The following is an 11940-nucleotide window of genomic DNA, read 5'->3' as shown; positions in this document are numbered from 1 at the left end:
AAGGGCCGCCGCGCCGGCTTTTCCGCTTTTGGTGAATTCGGGTCCGCCGCTTCAGCGCTCCTGCAGCCAGCGAACGGCGTCCTTGGCAAAATAGGTGATGATCAGATCCGCCCCGGCCCGCTTGAAGCCGGTCAGCGTTTCGGTCACGATGGCGCGCTCGTCGATCCAGCCGTTCGCGGCGGCGGCTTTCACCATCGAATACTCCGCGCTCACGTTGTAGGCGACAACCGGAAGATCGAAGTTGTCGCGGACCGATTTGATGATGTCCATGTAAGCGAGCGCGGGCTTGACGATCAGCATGTCCGCCCCTTCCGCGACGTCGGACTCGGCTTCGCGCAGCGCCTCGCGGGCGTTGGCCGGGTCCATCTGGTAGGTTTTGCGGTCGCCGAATTGCGGCGCGGATTGCGCCGCTTCGCGGAACGGGCCGTAAAACGCCGACGAGTATTTAACCGCGTACGACATGATCGGGACGTTCTCGAAGCCTTCTTCGTCCAGCGCCGATCGGATCGCATGAACAAAGCCGTCCATCATGTTCGACGGGGCGATGATGTCGGCGCCCGCCCGGGCCTGGGAAACCGCCGTTTTGGCCAACAGCTCCAGAGACTCGTCGTTCTTGATCTCAACGCCCTTCACGGTGTGGTGCACCATGCCGCAGTGGCCGTGATCGGTGTATTCGCACAGGCAGGTGTCCGCGACAACGAGAAGCCCGGGGTGGCGTTCCTTCGCCAGCCGGGTGGCCCGCTGGACGATTCCGTTCTCATCGAAGGCGGAGGTGCCGCAGGCGTCCTTCGTATCGGGAATGCCGAACAGGAGGACCGCCTTGATGCCGAGGGCGGCGACCTCGTCCAGCTCTTCCCCGAGACGGTCAAGCGAAAGGTGATAGACGCCGGGCATGGACGGGATTTCGTTCCGTACCCCCTCTCCTTCGGCGACAAAAAGCGGATAAATCAAATCATCCGCGGTATACGAAAATTCACGAACCAGGCTGCGCATGGCCGCGGACGTGCGCAGCCGGCGGTGCCGGACATAGGGATAAGGCATGCTGAAACCTCCTTGGAAAATGCGGCCCTCTCCGGGCGGAAAACCGGCCGGGAACGCCGCGTGCGGTTAACGTTCGTTTGCTTCGTTCAGTTCCTGCATGGATTCCGCCAGCGATTCCACGGTGGCTTCCTCCGATACGATCACCCGGGCAAAGCCCGCCTTGCGGGCCGTTTCCGCCGTCACCGGTCCGATGCAAACGGCCGGAATGGCGAGCAGGCCGGGAACCCGGTCTTCGGCGCCGGAGTGCCGGAGCATGGCCAGCATGCTCGTCACGGTGGACGAGCTTGTAAAGGACACCGCATCGATCCGGCTTTCCGTCAGCATGCGGATCAGGTCGTCCGCGTTTTCGAGAGCGGGCACGGGCTCGTAAAGATCCGCCTCCGTCACCTCGACGCCAAGGCGGGCCAGCCCTTCGGGCAGCACCCGGCGCGCCAGCCCCGAACGCGGCAGAAAGGCCTTTTGTCCCGCCCGCAGGTAGGGCCTGGCGGTTTCCAGCAGATGCTCGGCCTGAAACTTGGCCGGCTGAAAGTCGGCGGCCAGCCCGCGTTCCCGGAGCGCGGCCGCCGTCTTCGCGCCGACGGCCGCTATTTTTGCGCCTGCGAGCGCGCGGATATCTCCGCCAAGCTCGGCAAGGCGGCAGAAAAAGAATTCCACGGCGTTGGAGCTGGTGAAGAACACCCAGTCGTATTCGCCGAGCCGCCCCAGCGCGTCGTCCAGCGCCGCCCGTTTGGCCGGATCGGTCGGCCGGACCAGCCGGATGACCGGGATCTCCAGCGCTTCTCCGCCCCATTCGTCGATCTGGTCCGCCAGCCCGCTGGACTGCGTCCGCGAACGGGTGACCAGAATGCGGCGGCCGAACAGGGGCTTTTTCTCAAACCAGGCCAGCTTTTCCCGCAAGCCGACCACCTCCCCGACGATAATGACGGCGGGCGATTCCACGCCCGCGCGCTCCACCTCCCGCACGATGGTGGACAAGGTTCCCGTGACGGTCCGCTGCTCCGGCCGGGTCCCCCACTGGATAACCGCAGCCGGCGTTTCGGGAGAACGCCCGCCCGCCAGAAGAGCGTCCCGAATCGCCGCGAGATTGGAAACGCCCATGAGGAAAACGGTCGTTCCCGCAGCCGCGGACAGCTTGGCCCAATCGAGGGCGCCGCTCTCCAGCTTTTTGGCTTCGTGGCCCGTCACGATGGAAAGCGATGACGTAAAGTCGCGGTGGGTCACAGGGATGCCCGCATAAGCGGGCACGGCGAGCGCCGATGTAATACCTGGCACAATGACGTATTCAATGCCGTTTCGGGCCAGCAGCTCCGCCTCTTCCCCGACCCGCCCGAACAAGGAGGGGTCGCCGCCCTTCAGGCGGGTTACGATGTTGCCTTCAAGCGCCAGGTCCACCAGCAGCTGATTGATTTCTTCCTGCTGCAGCGTGTGGCGGTCGGGCAGCTTGCCGACGTACCGCTTGCGCGCCCCCGGCTTCATATGCTTCAGCAGGGCCGGGTTGGCCAGCCGGTCGTAAACGACAACATCGGCCTTGGCGATCGCCTCCAGGCCCCGGACCGTAATCAGCTTCGGATCGCCCGGTCCCGCCCCTACAAGAAATACTTTTCCCATTCCCATGCGTATTCCACTCCTGTTCCGCCCGGCGTTCGGCGCTTCCCTATCCGGCAAGCGCCGAACGTCGCAGCCGCCGGCTGCGGATTGCTTTTGGCGAACTGTCCTTTACTCCGGCACGGCGTATTCCGCCAGGATCCGGTCGGCTCCCCGCGCGGCCAGCGCCTCGGCCAGCTGAACGCCCAGCGCTTCCGGGTCCGTCCCTTCCCGCGTGTCCGCAAGCCGCTCGGTCCCGTCCGGCCGGCCTACCATTCCGGTCAGCCGCAGCCGCGCGCCGCCGGCTGCCGCGCCCGCTTCGTCCTCCAGGAGGACGGCGTGCGCGCCGATCGGCACCTGGCAGCCTCCGTTCAGGCGGGCCAGAAACGCCCGCTCCGCCCGGACCGCAAGCGCGGTCGGCGGATGGTTGATGCGGCCGAGCAGCTCCAGCATAAAGGCGTCGTCCGCCCGGCATTCGATGCCGAGCGCGCCTTGGCCTACAGCGGGAATGCATGTCTCCGGCGGCAAAAAGGCGCTGATCCGGTCCTCCCAGCCCATCCGCTGAAGGCCGGCGGCCGCAAGCAGGATGGCGTCGAAGCCTTCCGTCTCCAGCTTGCGGAGGCGGGAATCGATGTTGCCGCGCACCGGCTCGACCCGCAGGTCCGGCCGGGCGGCCAGCAGCTGGGACGCCCGGCGCAGGCTGCTTGTGCCGACAAGCGCGCCCTGCGGCAGCTCCTCCAGCGAAGCGGGGCCGCGGGTGATCAGGCAGTCGCGGGGATCGACCCGCTTCGGAACGGCTCCGATTGCCAGGCCGTCCTGCCGCACGGAAGGCACGTCCTTCATGCTGTGCACCGCCATATCGATTTCACCGGACAGCAGAGCCTGTTCAATTTCTTTGACAAACAAGCCTTTGCCGCCCACTTTGGATAAGGTGACGTCGAGAATCCGGTCGCCTTTTGTTACGATTTTCACGATTTCAAAGCTGCACGCCACCCCATTTTCGGCGGCGGCCCGTTTCAGGCTTTCCACCACTTGGCCGGTTTGCGTCAGCGCCAGCGCGCTTTGTCTCGTGCCCACTTTTACGGTACGCATGAAAGCTCCTTTCGTCCGCTTCGGCAGGGTCCCTGCCCCGCCTCCGTCCGGACAGCGCATTCGGGTTTTTCCCATTATACCTTATTTTGTCTCGAAGTCCGAATTGCCTCCCGGCGTATTAACCGGCCCGGACAGACGCGCTTCGCCCTGCTCCGGCTCATCGAATCGCAGCATGCCGCGAAGGCCTGCCAGCCTCTCCTCCCGGAAAACGGAGCCTTTCCGGTAATCGGCGGACGTCCCCCATTCGGCCGCCTGCAGCAGCAGCTTGCGGCGAAGGGCCGGGTCCTCCGTCCCGGCCCGCACCAGCTCGCGGACCTCCTGCAGGAAGTCGAGGTACGCTTCATAGGCTTCGCCGTAGCGGCTCCCGATATCGGCAGCCAGGGCGCGTGCGGCGGCCGGGCTTGCGCCCGCCGTCGAGACGGCGACCTGCAGCCTGCCACGTCGGACGGACGCGGGAACGGCGAAGCCGCCTTGTCCGGGCTCGTCGGCCCGGTTGCACAGCCGGCACGCCTCCTCCGCTTCGGCGGCAATGCGGGCGTTTGCCTCCGGGCTGTCCGTGGCGGCAAACACCAGCACGGCCCGGCCGGCGCGCACTTCCCCTTCGCGGTAGACGCGGCGCTCCGCCCGCAGCCGCCCTTCCTCCGCCCAGGCCGCCAGCCGGTCCGTCAGCTCCGGACTGACGACCGTTACGGCCGCGCCGGAGGCAAGCAGACCCGCCGCCTTCCGCTCGGCGACGGCGCCGCCTCCGAAGATCAGGCAGGGCCGGCCGGCAAGGCGAAGCATCGCCGGATACAGCGGCTGTTCTTCGCTCATCACATCCACCCCCAGCGGTGAAACACGGACAGTCCGTTAACCGCAAACAGATTCAGCAGCACCAGCGCGAAGGCCGCGAGATTTAACCGGGCGAGCCGGGTTCCGGCCGCTCGCGCGGTCATCCGCAGGTACAGCAAATAGGCGTAAACCGCCAGAATCAGCAGCGAAGCCAGCACTTTCGCGTCCAGAAGCAGCGACGGCCGGCCGGGGAGCAGCATCCAGGCCACGCCCAGCGCCAGAGCCGCCAGCAGCAGCGGAAAGCCGAGCAGCACCGCCCGGTAGGCGTACCGGTCGGTCCGCTCCAGGCTGGGAAGCCGCCGCATCAAGGGCGACCAGCGCTTTTCCTTCAGCTTTCGGTCCATCAGAAGATGCATCCCCGACAGCACCGCAGCGGCCGCAAAAGCGGCGTACCCCGCCACCGCAAAAAACACGTGCAAAAACAGCAGCCCGCCCGATACGGACCAGACGCCGGCCGCGGCGGGCGTATCCGATCCGGCCGTCAGCGCAAAGGAAAAAAAGGCGGAGCCCAGAAGCCCGCCCGCAAACACAAACAGATCGATCCGCGCGAAGCGGTACATGGCCAGCGACAGGCCGGCGAGAAGCCAGGCGAGGAGCAGCAGTCCGACCGGCTCGCCGTACAGGTCGCGCATCCACTCGCCGCGCAGCGGCGGCAGATAAGCGAGACCTCCGGTTTGAAGAACCCAGGCAAGAAGCAGAAACCCCGCGCCCAGCCGTTTCGCGCTCCGGTTTTCTTTCAGAAAATCGGAAAAGGAAAACAGCAGGCTCAGGGCGTATCCCGCCGCGATGGCGGCGGACAAAAGCAAAGGCATGCTCACTCGACAATCTCACCCCCAGCGGGAGATCGGCCGCTGTTCCGCCGGAAAGCGGAAACGGCCGTCAGGACGTGCTGGCCAAAGCTTCCCAGCCGAGCAGCGGCGCGGCGGGCAGCCGGTCTTCTTTGGCTGCTTTTGCCGTTTCGTCCGCTTTGCGGCGCGCTGCCTGCTGTTCCCGCTCCCCTTGCGCCGCCATGGCTTCCTCCAGCGCAAACATCTTGACGAACCGGTCGAGCGCTTCCTCCCCGTCCGCTTCGCCCGCCATTTCCTTGATCCGGAGAATGGGGTCGCGCAGCAGCTGGTTGACCATGCTCTTGGACAGACGGCGGATCACCTGGATTTCCCGCTCGCTCAGCTCGGGGAGCTTTTTCAGCATGCTCTCCATCGTCTCTTCGTGAACGCGGGCCGATTTCTCCTGCAGCGCCTGAATGACCGGTCCGACGCCAAGCGTCTTGTACCAGGCTTCGTACGTTTCATATTGTTCCTGAATCAGCTCTTCAATGACGGCGGCCACCCGGCGGCGTTCCTCCAGGTTGGATTCCACGATGGACTCCAGATCGTCAATGTCGTACAGATAGACGCCGGGAAGCCCGGAAATGGCCGGATCGAGGTCGCGCGGCACGGCGATGTCGATCAGGAACAGCGGCCGGGATTTCCGCCCGGGCAGCACCATCTCCACGTCCGCCGCGCGAAGAATCGGCTCGCGCGAGCCTGTCGAGCTGATCACCACGTCGGCCTCGGCCAGCGCGTCGGCAAGCCGCTCGTACGGCCAGACGCGTCCGGATACCTTATGCGCCAGCTCCTCCGCGCGCTCCCGGGTCCGGTTGGCTACGGTCACCGTCCCGGCTCCGCCGCTTTGCAGGTGCTTGACGGTGAGCTCGCTCATCTGCCCGGCGCCGATCACCAGCACGTTTTTGCCGGCGAAGCTGCCGAATATCTTTTTCCCAAGCTCCACGGCCGCGTAGCTGACCGACACGGGGTTTTCGCCGATCGGCGTTTCCGTGTGGGCCCGTTTGCCCACGGTGACGGCATGCTTGAACAGCGAATTAAAGATCGTTCCCGTCGTGCCCTCTTCCTGGGCGATCAGGAACGCATCCCGGACCTGGCCGAGAATTTGCGTCTCCCCGATGACCATCGAGTCCAGGCCGCAAGCGACCCGAAACAGATGCAGGGCCGCTTCTTTGTTATCGTAATGGTAGAGATGCGAGGAAAACGCGTCCCGGGAAATGCCGAAACGGCGTTCCAAAAAGCTATTTATATAGTGCCGGCACATCGGTGTCCGGTCCACGACAAGATAAAATTCGGTTCTGTTGCAGGTGGCGACAATCACGCATTCCAGCACGCTCGTGGTAGCCTTCAGCTCGTGAAGCGCAGCCTGCAGTTCCCCGTCCGGTATGGCAAACTTCTCCCGTACGTCAACAGGTGCCGTCCGGTAATTGAGTCCGACTGCCATGATATGCATGGTTGGTTCACCTGCCCCCTTTTCTCTATTTTTCAACTTCTCTTATTATAGCACAGCCTTGTCACGCTTTCCGAAGCGGAACGGCCATAAATTCGAAAAAGTTGTGTCCATTTTCATTGACAAATTCAAATTTATCATAATTCGTGCTGCGCAGGATAGCAAAAAACCATGGGTGGATTCCCATGGTTGACCTGACTCAGGCAGTTCCTTGCGGTCCGGCCGCCGCCTCTTCCTCCGGCCAATCGACCGCCCGGTCGATCAGCGCCCACAGCTCGTCCGCGCCCATTCCGGTTTCCGAAGAGAACAAAAGCGGGGCCTGGCCCTTGGGCATCCCCAGTCCTTCGCGCATTTCCTTCACGTGCTTCTGCCATTTGCTTTTCGGGATCTTGTCCGCTTTGGTGGCGATGACAATAATCTCGATGTCGAAATGCAGCAGCCATTCGTACATGGCCTGGTCGTCCTTCGTCGGGGGGTGGCGCACATCCACGATCAGGAGCACCTTCCGCAGCGGCTCGCGCGTGGTCAAGTACCGCTCGATGAATTTCCCCCACTCGGCGCGCTGGGTTTTGGACACCTTGGCATAGCCGTAGCCGGGAACGTCGACAAAATAAAAGAAATCATTAATCCGGTAATAATTCAGCGTCTGGGTTTTTCCGGGCTGGGAGCTGGTCCGCGCCAGGTTCTTCCGGCCGAGCAGCCGGTTGATCAGCGAAGATTTCCCTACGTTGGAACGCCCCGCCAAAGCGATCTCCGGCAGGGCGTCCTGTGGGTATTGCCCCGGTCCAACCGCGCTGATAATGAATTCAGCCTGTTTGACCTTCATGGTTTCCCTCTTTCGTTATCCGACCTGGAGCGGCTTCACCAGCGCATATTCCAGCACTTGGTCCATATGGCTTACGGGAATGAAACGAATCGCGCCCCGCACGCTCTCCGGAATTTCCTCCAGGTCTTTTTCATTGTCTTTGGGGAACAAAATGGTGCGGATACCCGCCCGGTGAGCCGCCAGCGATTTCTCCTTGAGCCCGCCGATCGGCAGGACGCGCCCGCGCAGCGTGATTTCCCCGGTCATCGCCACTTCCTTCGAGACCGCTGCGCCCGTGAGTGCGGAGATCAGCGCCGTCGCCATCGTAATGCCCGCCGAAGGACCGTCCTTCGGAATCGCGCCCTCCGGCACGTGCACGTGTATGTCGTTCTTCTCGTGAAAGTCGGCCGGGAGGTCGAATTCCTTGATCCGCGAGCGGGTATAGCTGAAGGCGGCCTGCGCCGATTCCTTCATGACGTCCCCGAGCTTGCCGGTCAAGGTAAGCTTGCCGCTCCCCGGCAGCACGCTCACTTCGATGACCATGGTGTCTCCGCCGACCTCGGTCCACGCAAGGCCGGTCACGGCCCCGACCTGGTCCTCTTCCTCGGCCATGCCGTAGCGGAATTTCGCCGGGCCGAGGTAGCGTTTGAGCTCCTCCCGGCCGACCGCGACCTTCTCCGCCCCGGAAATGATCTCCTTCGCGGTTTTCCGGCACAGGCTGGCCATTTGCTGCTCCAGGTTGCGCACGCCCGCCTCCCGGGTATATTCGCGGATGATCGTCAATATGGCGGCTTCGTCCACCGTCAGCTTATCCTCGTCGAGCCCGTGCTCCCTCTTTTGCTTCGGCAGCAGGTAGTTCTGGGCGATGTGCAGCTTCTCGATTTCGGTATAGCCGGGAATGTGCAGCATTTCCATCCGGTCGAGAAGCGGCCGGGGAATGTTATGCGCTCCGTTCGCGGTGGTCACGAACATGACGTTCGACAAATCGAACGGCAGCTCGATGTAATGATCGCTGAAAGATTGGTTCTGCTCGGGATCGAGCACCTCCAGCAGCGCCGCCGAAGGGTCGCCCCGGAAATCCATCGCCATCTTGTCGATTTCATCCAGCAGGAAAACGGGGTTCGACGTGCCCGCCGTCTTCATGCCCTGGATAATCCGGCCGGGCATCGCGCCGACGTACGTGCGCCGGTGGCCCCGGATTTCTGCTTCGTCGCGCACGCCGCCGAGCGAAATCCGGATGAACTCCCGGTTCAGCGAGCGGGCGATGGAACGCGCGATGGACGTCTTGCCCACGCCCGGCGGCCCCACCAGGCAGAGGATCGGGCCTTTGAGCTTTTTGACCAGCTGCTGAACCGCCAGGTATTCCAGCACCCGCTCCTTCGGCTTCTCCAGGCCGTAATGGTCCTCGTCGAGAATCTCCTCGGCCTTCGCCAAATCAAGGTCGTCGTCGGTCTGCTTCAGCCACGGCAGCGCCAGCAGCCAGTCGATGTAATTGCGGACGACCCCGCCTTCGGCCGAAGCCGCGGGCATTTTCTCCAGACGGTCGATCTCCTTGTTGATCTTGTCGCGGACTTTGTCCGGCAGCTTCGCTTCCTCCGCCTGCGCCCGAAGCTCCTCGACTTCTCCGGCGCGGCCTTCCTTGTCGCCAAGCTCCTTCTGAATCGCCTTCATCTGCTCCCGCAGGTAGTATTCCTTCTGGGTCTTCTCCATCTGCTTCTTGACCCTCTGGCCGATCTTCCGCTCCAGCTCCAGCACTTCCCGCTCGTTGCCGAGAATGTCGAGCAGCTTTTCCAGCCGCTCCCGCGGGTTCACGGTTTCCAAAATCTCTTGTTTGTCCTTGATCTTGAGCGACAGGTGGCTCGTGATCACATCGGCCAGCCGCCCGGGCTCGTCGATGTCGGAAACGGAAGCCAGCGTCTCGGGCGTGACCTTTTTGGAAAGGGTGATGTAATGCTCAAACTGGTTCAGCACGGTGCGCATCAGCGCATCGATTTCCGGGCTCGTATCGGTTTCCTCCGGCAGCTCCCGGAGAAGCACCGTGTAATACTCTTCGCTGTCCAGGTATTCGAGAATTTCCGCCCGTACCAGGCCCTCCACCAGAACGCGGATGGTTCCGTTGGGCAGCTTCAGCATCTGCCGCACCTTGGCGACGGTGCCGATGCGGTATATATCGTCCCTGGCGGGGTCTTCAATGTTGATTTCGGATTGGGAAGACAGCAGGATCACGCTGTCCTCCACCATGGCCTGCTCCAGCGCTTTTACCGACTTCTCGCGCCCCACATCCAGATGCAAAACCATGCTCGGGTAAACCAAAAGCCCCCGCAAAGGCAGCAAAGGCATTTGTTTGGCGTTTGTGTGGTACTGCCCCATGCTCCACCTCCAGTGGTCTTTCGCCTTGTCTATCTTGGTAAAACCAGTTTATCAAACCTCAGGCGAAAACACCAATTCGGGCGTCAGCCCCCGTGTCCTCCGCCCGGACTGCCTCCGAAGCCGTTGTCGGCGCGGAGAAACGGCATCGCGGCGGGCGCGATTCCCTCCGCTGCGGCGGGCGCGTCATCCGTTTGGGCTTCTCCCGCAAACCGGAGGCCCAAGGCATACTCCAGCGCTTCCTCCGCCGACTCCACCGGCCGCACCTCCACGCCTTCAATTCCGCGGAACAGCTCCTGCCAGTTCTCCCGGGGGATCACAATCCGGGTCGCGCCGGCTTGAATGGCCGCCTCGACCTTGGGCACCACGCCGCCGACCGGCTTCACTTTGCCGTGAATGCTCATTTCCCCGGTCATCGCCAGCCGGTTGTCAACCGGGATGCCGCGGATGGCCGAGGCGATGGCAGCCGCCATGGAAACGCCGGCGGAAGGACCGTCGATCGGCGTTCCGCCGGGGAAGTTGATGTGCAGGTCGTGGTTTTCCGGCTCGAACCCGAGCCGCCGCAGCACCGTGAGCACGTTCTCCACCGAACCGCGCGCCATGCTCTTGCGCCTCAGCGTCCGCGCGCCGCCGCCCATCTCCTCTTCGTCGACGACGCCGGTAATCGTAAAGCGCCCCGTTCCCGGCAATGCGGCCGGCATGGCCGTGACCTCAATCTCCAGCAGCATGCCGAGATTCGGCCCGTATACGGCCAGCCCGTTGACATACCCGACGCGCGGCGCGGACGGAATGCGCCGCTCCGGCCGGGGCGGGATCTGGCTGTTGTTGACGACCCACTCGACATCGTCCGGCGTCAGGGCCTGCCGCTTGTCGGTCATGGCGAGACCCGCGGCCAGCTGGACGATATTGACCGCTTCGCGGCCGTTCGCGGCGTAGCGCTTCACCACTTCCACGGCATCCGGCGCGTCGGGAAACCCGATTTTGCGGATGGCGTTCTCCGCTATGGCGCCGATTTCATCGGGCAGAAGGGGGCGGAAAAAGATCTCCATGCAGCGCGACCGGACGGCGGCCGGAATCTCCTGCGGGGTCCGGGTAGTCGCGCCTACCAGCCGGAAATCGGCCGGCAGCCCGTTTTGAAACACATCGTGGATGTAGCCCGGAATATTGGAGTCTTCCGAATTGTAATAAGAGCTTTCCAGAAAGACCTTGCGGTCCTCCAGCACTTTGAGCAGCTTATTCATCTGCACGGGATGAAGTTCGCCGATTTCGTCGATGAACAAAACACCCCCGTGCGCTTTGGAAACCGCGCCCGGCTTCGGCTGCGGGATGCCCGCCACGCCCATGGCCCCCGCTCCCTGATAAATCGGATCGTGGACCGAGCCGATCAGCGGATCGGCGATGCCCCGGTCGTCGAAGCGGGCGATGGTCGCATCCGTCTCGACGAATTTGGCATCCTGGCGGAACGGGGAGGCCGGATTCTTTTTCGCCTCCTCCAGAATGACCCGGGCGGCCGCCGTTTTGCCGACGCCGGGCGGCCCGTAAATCAGCACATGCTGGGGATTCGGTCCGCAGAGCGCAGCCTTCAGAGCGCGAACCCCTTCCTTTTGGCCGACAATTTCCTGCAGCGCCCCCGGGCGCGTTTTCTCGGAAAGCGGCTTGGACAGCGACACGGAGCGGAGCTTGCGGAGCCGTTCCATTTCCTTTTTCGACTCCCGGTCTACCGCAGTCCGGTTGGTTTGCTGGGTGCGCAGCAGGTTCCAGAAATAGAGCCCGATCACCACGGCAAAAAACACCTGAATCGTCATCAGCGCGACACTAAGTCCCATAAGAGGTCCCTCCTTCATCTACTGCCTAGTATTTCCCGGTGCGCAGGGCGTTTAACCGCTGCGGACGAGCCTTGCGGCAAAAGAAAAGCCGCCTCTCTCCGGGGAGAGAGGCGGCGGGAT

9 protein-coding genes are annotated in these 11940 nt (G+C 63.4%); all 9 read right to left on the bottom strand.

Annotated features, from left to right (window positions below; genetic code table 11):
* Positions 1-51 precede the first annotated feature (51 nt).
* The 9 genes from hemB to lonB all read right to left on the bottom strand — a co-directional run bounded on the left by hemB (position 52) and on the right by lonB (position 11820).
* The gene (hemB, locus tag AC6I6H_RS08385) at positions 52-1041 is read right to left on the bottom strand and encodes a porphobilinogen synthase (RefSeq protein ID WP_497953295.1); all 990 of its coding nucleotides are present in this window, start codon (positions 1039-1041) and stop codon (positions 52-54) included.
* 66 nt (positions 1042-1107) lie between these two features.
* Positions 1108-2655, bottom strand: a complete 1548-nt coding sequence (cobA, locus tag AC6I6H_RS08380; protein ID WP_497953294.1) for a uroporphyrinogen-III C-methyltransferase — start codon at positions 2653-2655, stop codon at positions 1108-1110.
* Positions 2656-2757: 102 nt separating this feature from the next.
* The gene (gene hemC, locus AC6I6H_RS08375) at positions 2758-3717 is read right to left on the bottom strand and encodes a hydroxymethylbilane synthase (protein ID WP_497953293.1); all 960 of its coding nucleotides are present in this window, start codon (positions 3715-3717) and stop codon (positions 2758-2760) included.
* A gap of 81 nt (positions 3718-3798) precedes the next feature.
* Positions 3799-4530 carry a precorrin-2 dehydrogenase/sirohydrochlorin ferrochelatase family protein gene (locus tag AC6I6H_RS08370; protein ID WP_497953292.1) on the bottom strand — a complete coding sequence of 244 codons (732 nt, stop codon included), beginning with the start codon at positions 4528-4530 and terminating at the stop codon, positions 3799-3801.
* Complete coding sequence (gene ccsA / locus AC6I6H_RS08365) at positions 4530-5360, bottom strand: cytochrome c biogenesis protein CcsA (protein ID WP_497953338.1); 831 nt, start codon at positions 5358-5360, stop codon at positions 4530-4532. The genes AC6I6H_RS08370 and ccsA overlap by 1 nt, the downstream gene beginning before the upstream one ends.
* Positions 5361-5427: 67 nt before the next feature.
* A complete protein-coding gene (gene hemA / locus AC6I6H_RS08360; protein WP_497953291.1) occupies positions 5428-6825 on the bottom strand; it encodes a glutamyl-tRNA reductase in 1398 nt (465 codons plus the stop codon).
* 196 nt (positions 6826-7021) lie between these two features.
* Positions 7022-7648: a ribosome biogenesis GTP-binding protein YihA/YsxC gene (yihA, locus tag AC6I6H_RS08355; protein ID WP_497953290.1), complete on the bottom strand. Its 627-nt coding sequence runs from the start codon at positions 7646-7648 to the stop codon at positions 7022-7024.
* A gap of 15 nt (positions 7649-7663) precedes the next feature.
* Positions 7664-9997 carry an endopeptidase La gene (lon, locus tag AC6I6H_RS08350; protein ID WP_497953289.1) on the bottom strand — a complete coding sequence of 778 codons (2334 nt, stop codon included), beginning with the start codon at positions 9995-9997 and terminating at the stop codon, positions 7664-7666.
* Positions 9998-10080: 83 nt separating this feature from the next.
* Positions 10081-11820, bottom strand: a complete 1740-nt coding sequence (gene lonB / locus AC6I6H_RS08345; RefSeq protein WP_497953288.1) for an ATP-dependent protease LonB — start codon at positions 11818-11820, stop codon at positions 10081-10083.
* Between the last annotated feature and the right edge of the window lie 120 nt (positions 11821-11940).

This window comes from Gorillibacterium sp. sgz306347 (assembly GCF_059735245.1).
This window is presented reverse-complemented; position numbering and strand designations above follow the sequence as displayed.

Coding starts and splice junctions, on each gene's coding strand:
- hemB (WP_497953295.1), bottom strand. CDS start 1,041: ATGCCTTATCCCTATGTCCGGCACCGCCGGCTGCGCACGTCCGCGGCC.
- cobA (WP_497953294.1), bottom strand. CDS start 2,655: ATGGGAATGGGAAAAGTATTTCTTGTAGGGGCGGGACCGGGCGATCCG.
- hemC (WP_497953293.1), bottom strand. CDS start 3,717: ATGCGTACCGTAAAAGTGGGCACGAGACAAAGCGCGCTGGCGCTGACG.
- AC6I6H_RS08370 (WP_497953292.1), bottom strand. CDS start 4,530: ATGAGCGAAGAACAGCCGCTGTATCCGGCGATGCTTCGCCTTGCCGGC.
- ccsA (WP_497953338.1), bottom strand. CDS start 5,360: ATGCCTTTGCTTTTGTCCGCCGCCATCGCGGCGGGATACGCCCTGAGC.
- hemA (WP_497953291.1), bottom strand. CDS start 6,825: ATGCATATCATGGCAGTCGGACTCAATTACCGGACGGCACCTGTTGAC.
- yihA (WP_497953290.1), bottom strand. CDS start 7,648: ATGAAGGTCAAACAGGCTGAATTCATTATCAGCGCGGTTGGACCGGGG.
- lon (WP_497953289.1), bottom strand. CDS start 9,997: ATGGGGCAGTACCACACAAACGCCAAACAAATGCCTTTGCTGCCTTTG.
- lonB (WP_497953288.1), bottom strand. CDS start 11,820: ATGGGACTTAGTGTCGCGCTGATGACGATTCAGGTGTTTTTTGCCGTG.